The 14,025-nt window shown below is 63.4% G+C and carries 11 protein-coding genes; 5 read left to right on the top strand and 6 right to left on the bottom strand.

The features are described from left to right. Window positions 1-589 precede the first annotated feature (589 nt). A complete protein-coding gene (locus tag ABZ079_RS09900) occupies window positions 590-1,174 on the bottom strand; it encodes a DUF317 domain-containing protein (RefSeq protein ID WP_356939002.1) in 585 nt (194 codons plus the stop codon). Window positions 1,175-1,414: 240 nt separating this feature from the next. Continuing rightward, on the bottom strand, window positions 1,415-2,200 hold the full coding sequence (locus ABZ079_RS09895) for a DUF317 domain-containing protein (RefSeq protein ID WP_356938905.1): 786 nt from the start codon (window positions 2,198-2,200) through the stop codon (window positions 1,415-1,417). Between the two features lie 297 nt (window positions 2,201-2,497). Here ABZ079_RS09895 and ABZ079_RS09890 point away from each other — a divergent pair, with 297 nt between their 5' ends. The 5 genes from ABZ079_RS09890 to ABZ079_RS09870 all read left to right on the top strand — a co-directional run bounded on the left by ABZ079_RS09890 (window position 2,498) and on the right by ABZ079_RS09870 (window position 7,469). Further along, entirely contained in the window at window positions 2,498-3,604 is a 1,107-nt protein-coding gene (locus ABZ079_RS09890) for a helix-turn-helix domain-containing protein (RefSeq protein ID WP_356938904.1), read from the top strand. Window positions 3,605-3,620: 16 nt separating this feature from the next. After that, window positions 3,621-4,289: a YdcF family protein gene (locus ABZ079_RS09885; RefSeq protein WP_356938903.1), complete on the top strand. Its 669-nt coding sequence runs from the start codon at window positions 3,621-3,623 to the stop codon at window positions 4,287-4,289. A 43-nt stretch (window positions 4,290-4,332) separates the two neighbouring features. Next, a complete protein-coding gene (locus ABZ079_RS09880) occupies window positions 4,333-5,040 on the top strand; it encodes a WbqC family protein (RefSeq protein ID WP_356938902.1) in 708 nt (235 codons plus the stop codon). A gap of 1,067 nt (window positions 5,041-6,107) precedes the next feature. Beyond that, window positions 6,108-6,314 carry a helix-turn-helix domain-containing protein gene (locus ABZ079_RS09875; RefSeq protein WP_356938901.1) on the top strand — a complete coding sequence of 69 codons (207 nt, stop codon included), beginning with the start codon at window positions 6,108-6,110 and terminating at the stop codon, window positions 6,312-6,314. Between the two features lie 195 nt (window positions 6,315-6,509). Then, a complete protein-coding gene (locus ABZ079_RS09870; RefSeq protein WP_356939001.1) occupies window positions 6,510-7,469 on the top strand; it encodes a tyrosine-type recombinase/integrase in 960 nt (319 codons plus the stop codon). 198 nt (window positions 7,470-7,667) lie between these two features. Here ABZ079_RS09870 and fusA read toward each other — a convergent pair whose 3' ends face one another. The 4 genes from fusA to ABZ079_RS09850 form a co-directional block, all read right to left on the bottom strand. Beyond that, window positions 7,668-9,746 (bottom strand): elongation factor G, encoded by a 2,079-nt coding sequence (gene fusA / locus ABZ079_RS09865; protein WP_356938900.1) that lies wholly within the window; start codon window positions 9,744-9,746, stop codon window positions 7,668-7,670. 1,078 nt (window positions 9,747-10,824) lie between these two features. Then, window positions 10,825-12,018: a caspase family protein gene (locus tag ABZ079_RS09860; RefSeq protein ID WP_356938899.1), complete on the bottom strand. Its 1,194-nt coding sequence runs from the start codon at window positions 12,016-12,018 to the stop codon at window positions 10,825-10,827. Next, a complete protein-coding gene (locus ABZ079_RS09855) occupies window positions 12,018-13,205 on the bottom strand; it encodes a hypothetical protein (protein WP_356938898.1) in 1,188 nt (395 codons plus the stop codon). Before ABZ079_RS09855 ends, ABZ079_RS09860 begins: the two co-directional genes overlap by 1 nt. 188 nt (window positions 13,206-13,393) lie before the next feature. Then, entirely contained in the window at window positions 13,394-13,798 is a 405-nt protein-coding gene (locus ABZ079_RS09850) for a transposase (protein ID WP_356938897.1), read from the bottom strand. Between the last annotated feature and the right edge of the window lie 227 nt (window positions 13,799-14,025).

The following is a 14,025-nucleotide window of genomic DNA, read 5'->3' as shown; positions in this document are numbered from 1 at the left end:
CTTCTTGCCGCCCGTTCATCACGGGGGATCTCGGCTCGTGCTCTGCACGGGGCGGTTCGGTACGCCGAGCTGTCCTGTCCGGAGCACGCAACCGGCGTGCCCCTAGCGGGAAGGTAGACCGCATGTGTGGTTCATCGGGGCAGGAACCCGAATGTTCGTCAGGAGGTAGTTCCGGCAAGGGGCTTCTGAGGGTGGATGTCGTCTGCGCCATCGCGGCGCACGTGGCGTCTGCTCTGGCCAGCAGCGTGATGCTGCTGGACATCCTGGCGAAGTAGACCGCCCGGGGCCGCGCTATGGCCCCGGACGGCCGTCCGGGAGGGCCGGCGTGGACGTTCTCGTCCGCGTCGGCCTCAACTTTAGTCGCGGCGAGATTATTAATCTGTGCCGCGGCAACATTGCTAATCGATCCGCCGCCGACATTGGCGTAATGTTCGCCGCAATATAACGCCGGACAATCTGACGCTAATAAGTTGCCGCACGATTAGGTGTGCATCAAGTTTTTGGCGTCGCCCCTAATCTAGCTTTCGCAACCTCCGAAAGCTAGCTCGCCAGACAGTGTCGACAATCCCAGCCTCCGCGTCTGCGCAGGTCAGAGCTGGTGAGTCATGTCAGGAAGCGCCCGGAGCCCGGCCGGTGGGCAGTCACCGACCGTGGGTGCGCTGGGTAGGCCCGGCCGCTGGGAGCCGGAGGGCGGGTGCCGGAAGCGGACTCGGTGTGGGTGGCGTGGGAGCGGGGAGGAGGCGGCGGCAGCGCTGGCGAGCTGGGCCAGGAGTTCGTCGGCGACGCCGGCGGAGAGGCGGACGGCCCATGCCGCTTGATCGAGGTCTTCCCCGCCGTACAGAGCCCATCGGTCGTCCGTGGCGTGGGGGATGTGCTCGAAGGCGATGGTCTGGTTCGGTGCGCGCCAGGTCGTTCGTGCCGGGTGGCTCGCTGGATTCCATCCGGCGTCGCGCAGCGGGTCGTGCGGTTCCGTGGCGTCTGTCGGGAGTGGGGCGTCGAGGTGCTGCAGAAGCGTCTGGATGAGGGGTACGGGGGTGCTGGCGGTGAGGGTGGCGTGCCAGAACCGTTCGCCCACGGGCCCTTTGTACTCGGTGATGGTCCAGGCGGTGTCGGTGCGGTGGCCTGCTTCGTGGTCGAACGCGGCCCGGAGGGTGAGGCTTTCGTGGCAGGCGATGGTCGTCTCGTCGCTCCGGGTCCTGTAGCTCTCCCACTGGGGGTTGTCTTCCAGGTAGCAGGTCAGGAACTCCTCGTGCTCTCCGAGAGCGGCGACAGGCGGCGCTGCCAGCGCCGTGGCGGTGCTCCTGGCGGAGTGATTCCCTGTCGTCTGCCCGCGGAGAACCTTGCGGACGGTCTTCTCGAGGTATGTGAGGGGGGCGGGGCCGGGGCGGACGGCGACCGAGTAGAGCCGTCCCGGTCAACGCAGTCGCGGGGCTGGCGGCTGGTGTGGCGGCCTGGACGGCAGCGTGGTGGCAGAGGGGGTCGGCAGCTTCAACGGTCGTGGATGATGCTGGCGCGCTCCGATTCCGTGAGCCAGTTCTCCGGCGAGGTGCGAAAGGATGCTGGCGGGGGTGTAGTCGGAGGCGCGGATGACCCACTCGGCGCGGTCGATGTCCTGCCCTGCCCAGAGCCTCCAGGTGTTGAGCCTATCGCGGGGATACGCGGCAGCGGTGGCATCGAAGGTCAGCCTGACTTCTCCGTTATGGGGCTTCCAGTGCAGGCCGTGTCTCGATGCGGTGGGCTGCCAACCGACGTCAGCAAGCGGGCGGGTTACCTCGGCGACGATCTCCCTGGTGACCTGGTCCGCCTCGGCGAGCAGGTCGTCTTCGTCGGTGAGGGCGGTGAGCAGGGCTCTGACGATGGGGGCGGGGGTGGCGCCGGTAGCGGTGAGGTGCCATATGCGGTCGGAGACAGGGGATTCGTACGCGGCCACGGTCCAGGCGGTGTCCTGGGGATGAGCTTCGTGGACGCGTTCGATCCGCAAGGTCTGTGATTCATGTATGGCGTGGGTGGTGTCGTCGGACCAGGTGCGCCACTTCTCCCAGTCGTCATGTGCGGCGAGGAATTCGTCGAGGATGGCGTCGTGGTCGCCCGGGTCGGCGGCGTAGGTCGGCACGACTTCCGGCGCTGGCGGTTCGTTCTCGGCGGTCGGTGTGCCGATCGAGACGAGGGCGTCGGTGGGGTCGGTGGAGGGGTTGGGCACGAAGGGGTTCCTCGCTTCTGCCGCTGGCCGGTCCAGAAGGGCCGGCCAGCGGCGGGGTCGAAGTCAGCGCGACACACCCACCAGGTGTAGGAAGCCGAACACGAGCGGACCGGTGACGTGCCGCTGTTCCGTGAGAGGTTCCATGATCATGACCGTCCATCAGGCCGTAGTCGAGGGGCACCTCGAGCCTGATGGCGGCTGGGCGGTCGGGGAATCCATATCCGTCCCACTTCTGTCCCACTTCCGTCCACCGGACGCGACGCAGCGTGCTTCGATGGCGACGGAAAGGAGTGGCACGTGGCGACCGTTCATGAATGGACCGGCCTGGAGGCGCTTGCCCTCCGGAAGGCTCTCCGCTTGAGCGTGCGCGCCTTCGCTGAAAAACTGGGTGTTTCGGTCAATACCGTAAGCAACTGGGAAAAGTTTCTGGTCAAGAGACGGCCCAATACGGAGAGCCAGGCCATCTTGGATACAGCGCTCGCCCAGGCAAACGCAGCGACCCACGTGCGTTTCGAAACAGAACTTGCCAAGCTCGCTGAGGGGGACTCCTCCTTGGAAGTAGCTGGGCGCGTCACCATTCCGCGCCCGCGGGCCTGGGACTACGAGACCTGGGCCGACGACCTGGAACGCGCAGTCGTGGCCCTCTCCCGCCAGAACTTTCCCTTCGCGGAATCACTGCTCCACCGCTGGACCTCTCGCTATAAAGCCTCGGAACTGGACGATCGGGGCTTGTCCCTGCTGGCACGGTCCACCGCGCTGCAGGGAGACCTGATGCGAGACCAAGGGGCGGTCGTAGGCCCCTTCTCGGCCCAGCGCTCCTACGCCAACGCTCGTTCGTTCTATACCCAGTTGGAAATCCCGCGCCGCGTAGCTCAGCTCGATCTTTCCCTCGCCGTCGTCACGGAGATGGTCGGCGAACTCGAGACAGCCGCGCGCCAGTACGAGGACCTCGCAGCTGACGAACGACTTTCCCCTCGTGACCGTGCCCGCGCCCGTCTGTGGGTGGGCACGGCGCTGAGCAAGGACGGCGACCACGACTATGCGGTCAGCGTGATGGAAACGGCGGTCCACGCCTTCGAGGACCTCTCCGAACAGGAAGACTGGTCAGTCGCTCAACAGAAGCTGGCCCTCGCTCACCGCGGTTCCGGGAACCTCGACGCCGCCCTTCGCCTCATCGACCTGGCCCGTAGTACGGGCGTCACGGAATCGCCCATGCAGCGGGTACGCCTGGACACCGCATATGGCCACATCCTGCTCTCCGATCCCGCCACCCTGGATGATGGGCTACACGTCCTCGACAACGCTGCCAAGGAGGCGGCCCAGTACGGGCTCAGCCACCAACTCCGCAGCATCACGGACATCCGGAGGACGGCCGACGGGGCAGCCCGCCCCACACGACGGTGACCAGGGAGAAAAGCGAGTGACCGACAACCAGCCGGCCATCACCGAGGAGCAGATCAGCAACGCCAAGCTGGTCTGGGACTACCACCAGATGCATCACGACGTGCGTTCCGTCGACGCCGCGATCGGACTCGGCAGCCACGACCTCGGCGTGGCCGCCTTCAGCGCCGAGTTGTACCGAGCCGGTCTGTTCCCCACCCTCGTGTTCACCGGCGGCAACAGCCCCACCACCGCCAAGGTGTTCCCGCGCGGGGAAGCCGTCCACTTCCGCGAGCACGCCCTTGCCCTCGGAGTGCCGGATGGCGCGATCCTCGTGGAGCCGAACGCAGGCAACACCGGCCAGAACATCACCCTGTCCCGCGAGGTTCTCGCGGCTGCCGGCATCACTCCGAAGTCCGTGCTCCTCGTCTCCAAGCCCTACATGGAGCGCCGCTCCTTCGCCACCGCCCGCAAGCTCTGGCCGGAGGTGGAGGTGACCTGCGCATCGGAGCCCATGGAATTCGACGACTATCTCAAGAGCATCGGCGACGAGAGGCTCGTCATCGACATGCTCGTGGGTGATCTCCAACGCGTCATCGAATATCCGAAGCTCGGGTTCGCCGTCGAGCAGCATGTCCCGGAGGACGTACATGCCGCGTACGAGTCCCTCATCCGCGCCGGATTCACCAGCCGACTCATCGCCGGATGACGTGCCACGGCCAGGAGGGCTGTGCGCGATCCACCAGCCCAACGTGCTGCCTCGGCTGACCACGCTGGCCAAGCTGTTCGCGGCGGACTACTGGATTGTGCTCGACGACGTCCAGTTCACCCGCCGCGACTACCAGCACCGTGCCCGGCTGGCCAGCGTGTCCCACCCAGGCCGGCGCCAATGGCTCTCGATCCCCACTCGTCTCCCTCGTGGTCGGTCGACCCTCATCCGGGACGCTGTGCTTATCGACCCGGAACGGTCACGTCGACGAGTTATGCACATGCTCGCGCAGCACTACGGCAGGTGCACTGACTGGCCGCTTCTCCGGCGTGAATTGGACTCCATGCTGGTCCAGTTCGGGCGAACGGACAAGATCGCTGACGTGGCCGAGGCGTCCACGCGGGTGCTGCTCAACCTGTTGGGGTGGAAAGGCCGGATCTTGTACAGCAGTCGGCTGCCGGCCCGCTCAGAGCGGTCGCAGCGACTCGCCGACCTCGCGGCGGTCACCCGAGCGCGCGGCTACCTCTGCGGCACCGGCGGCATGCGCTATCTCGAGGCGGGCCCCTTCGCGGCCCGCGGGATAGCCGTGGTTACTTTCCGCACGCAGACGACGAGGCTCTGGGAGGGCGGGCGCGATGTAAGCGCCGTGCACCCTCTCATGGTCTACGGAATCCGGGCCGTAACCGAGGAACTGCGTGTCGTCGCTGCCCGATACCATGCTCTGCGATTGGCACATTGGCCCGTTGCATGAGGTCAGCGACAGCGCTGATGGTGTCTGCGAACTTGATGATGACGCACTACTTCGAGTCCGTGTGGACTCACGACCGTTGACTGTCTCCGTGGGGCGCTGCGGGGTTGCGCCCATGGACGAGAATCATGCAGCAGGTGTCCCGCCGGAGGGGCGCTCCGCACATATTGGACTTCCTCCGCCTCGCCCTCGGCGGGCGGCTGTTTCACCCCTACTAAGGAAAACTATCGCCTGCGCTATGCCCGTTGCGAGGCAACAGGCATAACCAGTTGCATGAGCGTCGTAGGAGGGGTCTGGCAATACCGCCAGCCTTGCTGGACCTATCCGGGGCACAGGACTGTGGTATCCGACATTCGCCCACGGCAGACGCGAAGATTCATCGAAAGACTGGATCCTTCTCTGCGGCTATGTCAATGTAAAATACCGGAAGCATGCGGCCGGCGAATGGCCCACCGGAGGACGTTATACGGAGCCTCTCCTGTGGATGCGCTCACTCAGATCTATTCGGTTGAACTCCCCATCCTTTTCTCCTGGGGTGCACTCAACGCTTGGACCAACGCACACCCAATCCGACTACGGGCCGTTCTCGTCGGCTATGTGCCTGTGCGTCTGCCCAGCTGGTCTCTTCGGTGAAGACCTCATGCGGCGTGGGCATTGCCTCGACCGTCTGACTCTCGCCTGTAGGAATCCCGGATCGGTAGGCCGAGTCGTCGCAGCTCACGTTGGCGGCCCGGATCGTGTGGTTGCGGCGAGGCTCCAGCGCATCTGCGACGGGCATCTCTTGGTCGAGGACGCTGAGACCACGGGCCACATTAAGGCGTACCGGTTGGCGTCGTGAGGGGCAGCCGATCGTCGGCTTCTGGATTGCCGCGAGCGCAATGTAGACCAGGATCGCCGGTTAGCCAAACCGGCGATGCTGGTGACCATTGGGGGTGTCCGCATCTGGCTGTGCTTGGCGGTGGAGCCGTAGCGGACGACCTCTGACGGAGTCTGGTGCCTTCGTCTTGGCCTGCCCGCTGGCCCGGTCGATCCCATTCGTCGGTGCCCTTCCCCGTATTCAAGGACTCACTATGCGTTCCCGTCTGCTGTCCATACCTGCTGTCGCCGCCGCGTTGGATGTCGACCGTCGCACCGTCTACCGCTTCATTGCCGCTGGCGAACTGCCAATTGTCGACCTACGTACCGGAGCGGGCCGCTCCCGTGTCCGTGTTCCCGCTGCCGGACTGGAGGAGTTCATTACGAGCAGGTCGGTCGCTTCCCCGCGTCCCCGCCGCTGACCTCTCGTTGTCATCCTGGCCCCTCACCATCACCCATGAAGGAGCAGTACCGCGTACCTGCGCAAGTTGAAGTCCGGTAAATGGCAGGCCACCGTACGCAACCGGGCAGGAGACCGGTTCAGCGAGTCATTCCCCCTCAAGTCCCAGGCGCGTGCCTGGGGTATTGAGTTGGAGACCCAGTTCGCCCGCGGCAGCATGCGCGACCCGCGGGCCGGCGAAATAGCATTCCGTGAGTGGCACGATCGATGGTGGAATGCCCGTGTGGTCGAGCCTCATACTCTGCGGGGCGACGCGTCCAGCATCAAGAACCACGTCATGCCCTACTGGGCGGACTGGGAGATGCGGGCCATCACCCGCATGGACGTCCAGAGCTGGATCCGCGCCCTGGTCGAGAAGGGTGTCGGCGCCGCAGCGATCAAGCGGGCCTACAACCTGACGTCCTCCATCATGCGTTCGGCCGTCGACGACGATGTGATCGCGGTGACCCCCTGCCGCAGCATCGACTTGCCCCAGATCGCGGTGAAGCCGCCGCAGTGGTTCACGCTCGACCAGGCCCAGAGCATCCTGGACGAACTACCCACCGCCTGGCGAACGATGTGCCTACTCGGCTTCTACACCGGATTGCGCTGGGGCGAGCTCTCCGGCCTTCATCGGCACCGCATCGACCAACGGCGCTCGCGACTGTTCGTGGTGGAGGTCAATACCAAGAGCGGCATCAAGGAGTACCCGAAGAGCTCCAAGAGCCGCCGTGAGGTTCCGCTGCCGCCCCACGTCCTGGAGGCACTTGAACGCCACATCCACGGGATCGACCGTGACGCCGTGGTGTTTACCACCGTCACCAAGGGCCGGGCCGGACGGCTCCTCGACGACGGCAACTGGCGTCGGCAGACCTGGTGGCCGGCTGTAGAAGGTGCCTATTACTTCGACGGCGACGGCGAACAGCGGCTCGTCCCGCACTATCCGCCGCACTCCATGCGTCACACCTGTGCCTCGTGGCTGGTCCAGAAGGGAGTCTCGCTCTACGAGGTCCAGCACCTCCTCGGCCACGAGAGCTTCCAGACCACGCAGCGCTACGCCCACCTGCAGCCGGACGCACACAAGGCTGTCCTCGGAGCTTGGGAGCGCCTGGACACTCCGTTGACGGTCGCCGCATAAAGGTTACTGCGCCCTGTCCGTGACGGAGAGGGCGCAGTCGTTTTGTGCTATTTCAAGTTGAGGGCAGCGGTCGGTCGGCTCGTCGCCACAAGACTGCCTGCGGCCCCGTCAACGCATACCTCATGACGCAGGGCATGCGACAATTGATGATCGACGTGTGGAGCTGCCTGCCTGCGTGCGTGGAGCGGGCTTGTGCCCTTACTCGCCCTTGGCCTTCGCGATGATCTCCTCGGCGACGTTCCGCGGAACCTCGGCGTAGGAGTCGAACTGCATGGAGTAGCTGGCGCGGCCGGACGTCTTGCTGCGGAGGTCGCCGACGTAGCCGAACATCTCCGACAGGGGCACGAGGCACTTTAGGACGCGGACACCGGCCCGCTCCTCCATGGCCTGGATCTGGCCACGGCGGGAGTTGATGTCGCCGATGACCTCACCCATGTAGTCCTCGGGCGTGGTGACCTCGACGGCCATCATCGGCTCGAGAAGCACGGGCGAAGCCTTGCGCGCGGCCTCCTTGAAGGCTTGCGAACCGGCGATCTTGAAGGCGAGCTCGGAGGAGTCGATCTCATGGTAGGCGCCGTCGAGCAGCGTGACGCGCACGCCGGTCATCTCGTAGCCGGCGAGGATGCCGAACTGCATGGCCTCCTGCGCACCGGCGTCGACCGAAGGGATGTACTCCTTCGGCACACGACCACCGATCACCTTGTTGACGAACTCGTACGCGCCGTCGCCGCCCTCGATGGGCTCGATCGCGATGATGACGCGGGCGAACTGGCCGGTACCACCGGTCTGCTTCTTGTGGGTGTACTCGACCTTCTCGACCGACTTGCGGATGGTCTCGCGGTACGCCACCTGCGGCTTGCCGACGTTGGCCTCGACCTTGAACTCACGGCGCATACGGTCGACCAGCACCTCGAGGTGCAGCTCGCCCATACCACCGATGATGGTCTGGCCGGTCTCCTCGTCCGAGTGGACCTGGAAGGACGGGTCCTCCTCCGCGAGACGCCGAATGGCGACACCCAGTTTCCTCTGGTCGTTCTTCGACTTGGGCTCGATGGCGACCTGGATGACCGGCGCCGGGAAGTCCATGGACTCCAGGATCACCGGCTGCTTGTCGTCGCACAGCGTCTCACCGGTGGTGGTCTGCTTCAGACCCATGACGGCGACGATGTCGCCGGCGCCCACCGACTCGATCTCCTCACGCTTGTTCGCGTGCATACGGTAGATCTTGCTGATGCGCTCCTTCTTGCCCTTGACGGAGTTCAGCACCGAGGTGCCGGACTCCAGGCGGCCCGAGTACACGCGGACGAAGGTGAGCTTGCCGAGGTGCGGGTCGCTCATGATCTTGAACGCCAGCGCCGACAGCGGCTCGTCGTCGAACGGCTTGCGCTTGATGATCAGCTCGGGGTCCTTGACGTCGTGGCCCTCGATGGCCTCGACGTCGAGCGGGGAGGGCAGGTAGCGCACGACCGCGTCGAGCAGGGGCTGAACGCCCTTGTTCCTAAACGCGGTGCCACAGAACACCGGGGTGACCGTGGTGCCGGTGCCCTTGCCGGAGGCGATGGTGATACGACGGATCGCGGCGTACAGCTGCTCCTCGGACGGCTCCTCGCCCTCCAGCTGCAGCTCCATGATCTCTTCGTCGTTCTCGGCCACGGCCTCGATGAGCTTGCCGCGGTACTCCTCGGCAGCCTCGGTGTGCGTGTCCGGGATGTCGACGACGTCGTACATCTCGCCCTTCGCGGCCTCGGCGGACCACACGAGCGCCTTCATGCGGACCAGGTCCACGACGCCCTTGAAGTCGGCCTCGGCGCCGATCGGGAGCTGCATGACGAGCGGCTGCGCGCCCAGACGGTCCGAGATCATGTCCACGCAGCGGTGGAACTCGGCACCGGTACGGTCCAGCTTGTTGACGAAGCAGAGACGCGGAACGCCATAACGGTCGGCCTGACGCCACACCGTCTCGGACTGCGGCTCCACGCCGGCAACGCCGTCGAACACCGTCACCGCACCGTCGAGCACGCGCAGGGAGCGCTCCACCTCGACCGTGAAGTCGACGTGACCCGGCGTGTCGATGATGTTGATGGAGTGGTCGACGTCTTCGACCGGCCAGAGACAGGTGGTCACAGCAGAAGTGATCGTGAGGCCACGCTCCCGCTCCTGCTCCATCCAGTCCATGGTGGCAGCGCCGTCGTGGACCTCACCGATCTTGTAGGACACACCGGTGTAGAACAGGATCCGCTCGGTGGTAGTCGTCTTGCCCGCGTCGATGTGGGCCATGATCCCGATATTGCGGACCCTGGCCGGAGGGAATGTGTCAGATTTTGCGCCGCGTACGTTTACTGATTCCGCATGATTCGGGAGCCTGGGGCTTACGCTCCGCACCGGTGTGGGCTGGTTCGGATTTGGACCCCAGAATGTGCTCAGTACGGAACCGACGGATGCTCTGAGGTAAGGGCGAAGGAATTCCACCCCTTGAGCAGCCTCGGTATCGTCGGTGTCGGCGAGCAGCAAGAGCCCATCGCGCAGCATGCGCAAGCTCATGGTCAGCACTGGCAGACCGTGGTCCAGGCTTGCCATCAATGCGCTGCGCATTCGGGGATGGGCGGTATTGGGCCCAAGTAGCTGAGCCCACGCATCCAGGACATGCGCATCGGGCGAGGTGGGGTGTGCCTTGGCGAGGGTACTTGCCCAGTCAGTAGCCAAGGGACTCCCGCTACGGATCAGGTAGTGGCCCATGGCAAGCCCGAGCAGATGCCGGCCACGCACATCTTTAGCGCTATCCGACGCCAGCACCTGTTCCGCGATAGTTCGGGCTGCTGATACGTCGTCGTCGTGCAAGAAGGTCAACAGAGTCGACTCGAGGCCGGGCGGAAGTGCCTGGTTCGTACCACTTTTGTCGATTCGGATCCTCGTTCCGAGGGGGACAGCAACGAAGCGCGAGGTGAGACCTTCTCCAGTGATCTGCAGGATCTGGCCGCCACTGGGGCGTACCAGCAGAGGATCGGAGCCTCGATCGAGCGGACCATCGACCGGTAGAAACGCGTGCTTGCTCTTGCTCCAACGCCAGCCAGCAGCAATCCAGCGGGCCATGGGCGGGTCCTCCTGAAGGGTCGATCCCAAGAGAACCGGACCGCTCATCTCCTGGCTGTTGAAGACGGCCGATATTTGGGCACCAGAAGCCACACGCCCCCGAACGTAGTACATCCCGAAGGCTGGGACTAGTATCCGCGTCAACTGGTTACTGCGGACTATCCCACACGTCACAGCCTGTAGCTGCGAATCCAGAACCTCCAGCGCGCCCACTACGGCACCCTCGGGTACGCCCTCGTCTCGGTAAAGGAAGCCGACCGAGCGGTCAGGTATTTTCGGTTTCCGCTTCTGATTTTTCACCCAGCTTCACCTCCTTTTCGAAGCCAGGGGTATCGAAAAGCTCCATTATGTTACCCTCGAAAGTGTAGGGCAACCCCTCAGGGAAATTAACGAAAATCTGGTAAGATCCAGCTGATATTTCACCGGCCTGACTGACCGGACAGGAGCCTTTCGAGGAATTCAAATCATGCAATTCCCATCGAGCATGGGGCAATGCATTCTTCGGTAGGCAGCCGAGGCGGTAGGGAATGATCGGGGGCTCGTCGAGGACTCGCAGGACCGAGGACCCAACCTGGTAGCCGCCTAGGGATATAGGGTATTTCGCACCAGCCCATTTCAGGGTGTCGCTCAGTTTCCTCTTCAAAAGTTCGGTTTCAATGCGCCACGTCCCTGACCGACCGTCTGCCCCAAGGCCCTGGAGCACCTTTACCACTGCCTCCGTGAAGCCGGACGGTGCGTGAGGTGGAGTTACCGATTCCATGCCGTGCGCGACAGAGGACCACACTGGCCTATCCTTGCCCGCCCCTTCAGGGTCCTCAAAGCCAGTCACGTTGATGAGAGGGCGGCTATGGCCCTGGGTGAGACCATCCATGCCATCCGGAAACGTGCGACAGGCATCGATAAAAAAGCATTGCGTTGCAGCCTTGCAAGAGTTCATTTTGAGGTGGGTAGTCGTGAAATCGACGACATTATTGAACGGCTGAACCTCATCTTCCCCGATATCGTCGGCTAGGAGTTCAAATCGACCCTCGTCGGCCCATCCTGCCCACCCATGGCCGCACCAGAAGAATATAGCAACATTCTCACGATGCTCGTTGCATCGCTTATACCATTGCAGGCAGGACCTTTGTAGCGCTCCGAAAGATGCCCGTTCCACGGGGAAACTCGTTGCTCCTTTCCACACCTTTTGAGGGGTGCCGGCGGAGATTAGCACTTCGATGGTGCCAATAGGTATACTGAACGGCTGTGGATCGTTCGCCAGCCATTCAGCGAACGTGATCGCCGAAAGTGAAGCAGTTGTCAATGGGGTCGCGATGCCCCGCAACACGGCCTTGATCTTGCCCGACACGAAATGACCGTCAATCCATTCTGTGTTGCAATACGGATAGTGACCCACTCCGACGATAAAAGCGTGAACGCGTGGACGGTCGGCACTATCGTCGATAGGAATCCTGGTCATCAGGGCTCCTCGGTGATCCGCGCACCCAGTCGGGCGTGGAAATTTGGCTGCTTAAAGTAAGCGCTGTGTGCCCAAGGTCTATTGGTTGGGTACTCATAGTCAGCGACCCCCTCGAATATCGGCGAGCAGCGATATGCGAGTATGTCACTGCGATCCAACACGTTAATCCATCGATCGACATTCTTTAGCTGAGGAACCTTTTGCGGGCGATTGCCGTCTCTTTGGTAATTTCGCACATATTCAAAGAGGCCCATTTCAGCAAACAAGCCTACCTGTGAACCCACGGTGACTAGCGTATCGACATGCAGTTTAGGCCGGAATCGACTTAGAATGTCATATACGATGTTGCCGCCCATGCTGTGAGCGACAACGATCAAGTGTTGCCCAGGTGGTGCAGTGCTCGACACGTCCTCGATGCATCCGGCTACGACGTCGACGATGGGGTTGGGGTTCTGCAAATATGCGAAGACGTCACCTAGTAGCAAGGATAGGTTTTCGCCGAAAAGGCTACGAATCCCGCTGGCGGCGATAGATATAGGCGCTCCAACCAAGCCCCTTTGTAGGCCATCTGCGGCAGCCGTAAGGATCCTTTTTCCGGCGCGACCGAGAGTCGATCCTGCACCCAGGGACTCCTGATCCTTGCGTATGGGAGCTGGAAGCGCATTCCGCAGAAGGAGATCGATGAAGTCGGCGTCGTCACTTACTTGGGACAGCCAAGGGTAGCGGTGGGCTTCTGGCCCGTCAGGCTTCATTTTTTCCTGGATGCGGCAATAGTTGGTAATTCGGTATCCAATTTCAACGAGCTCATCTATCTCGTTGGGAGCTCTGTCTCGGAAATCGATTGCCGTGAAAAGTAAATCAACAGCGTCACGCACACTGGAGCGCGCGACACTTGTTGCAAGCTGTGTCGAGCCGGCTCCCGGAATTGCGACAGCAGCCGCAAGAGTGGCGAGCTCATGCCCTGTCCCGCCAAGCCGCTCTGGGCTGCCGCCTGTCAGGCTTGCATGGTTCCAGTGCAGACGACCTCCATACCTTCCCCATGGAGGGCTTTCTATGGCTACCGTAACGGGATCCGAATACGCCGCCGGCAGTAGGTGTTTCCTGAAATGGCCGTCTCGAACGGGGGTGGCGGCTATAAATTGCGCCTCATCGCGATTTCCGATGCCGTGAACGAATACGAGGGCCATTTCTCTGCCCCTCCGCTGCAACCGAGGATCTTCGGTGGGGCCGACTCGAACGCCGATGTAGTTCTTAGCCTAGTCCGTGTAGAGCCGCTGAGCGACTCAGAATGGAGCCCGAGTCCCTACGGCCGCTGCGGGTTCGGGAGTTCGGCGATTGCATGGGAGGCATTCCTGGGGCTCCGAGAGTGCCTAGCTTACTGATCTTTTCGTAAGCTCGGTGGGTGTGCTGGGTGGATGGTCAGGCCGGTGTGAGCGAGGAAGGAGCATGGCGGTTGTGGGTTGGGGTTGATGCCGTGGATGCCTTGTTCGGTGGCGTCGGCGACATCGGCGAGGTGGTCGCCGGCGAGGTTGGCGAGTTCACGCTTCTTGAGGGGGGACCACAGCGGTTCCACCGGATTCAGCTCGGGAGCGTAGGCGGGTAATCGCTCCAGAGTGAGCCAGTCCTGCTCGGCGACCCAGGCGCGCAACGCCCGGCTCCAATGGGCGGACAGGCCGTCCCAGACCAGCACCACTTGCTCGCCGCGGTAGAACGCCTTCATCTGCTCGAGGACTTCGATGAGGGCGGTGGTGTCGTAGCTGCCGGGCTTGAGGTGGAACACAGGCGGGCCCCGCGTTCGGGGTCGATGGAGTGGTAGCCCAAGGCCCCGGCCATCGACGCCCGCTTCCACTTCGGTCGGTGCCGCAGCAGCGGGGTCCGGCCACGGGGTGTGTAGGTGCGGCGGATCTGTGGGAGCAAAGAATCGCCCGATTCGTCGAGGAACACGATCCAGGCATGCGTGTTATCGGCCCCTTCCTCCGCTCGGGCCGCTGCCCTCACCCGTTCAAG

Origin of the sequence: Streptomyces sp. NPDC006314 (assembly GCF_040613075.1) — a bacterium.
GTDB lineage: Bacteria > Actinomycetota > Actinomycetes > Streptomycetales > Streptomycetaceae > Streptomyces.
Note: the sequence above shows the minus strand (reverse complement) of the source record. Positions and strands in the feature narration are given on the sequence as shown.

Excerpts from the sequence above, each read along its gene's own strand:
- ABZ079_RS09875 (WP_356938901.1), top strand. The coding sequence starts at position 6,108 with ATGCGTTCCCGTCTGCTGTCCATACCTGCTGTCGCCGCCGCGTTGGAT.
- ABZ079_RS09870 (WP_356939001.1), top strand. The coding sequence starts at position 6,510 with ATGCGCGACCCGCGGGCCGGCGAAATAGCATTCCGTGAGTGGCACGAT.
- fusA (WP_356938900.1), bottom strand. The coding sequence starts at position 9,746 with ATGGCCCACATCGACGCGGGCAAGACGACTACCACCGAGCGGATCCTG.
- ABZ079_RS09860 (WP_356938899.1), bottom strand. The coding sequence starts at position 12,018 with ATGACCAGGATTCCTATCGACGATAGTGCCGACCGTCCACGCGTTCAC.
- ABZ079_RS09855 (WP_356938898.1), bottom strand. The coding sequence starts at position 13,205 with ATGGCCCTCGTATTCGTTCACGGCATCGGAAATCGCGATGAGGCGCAA.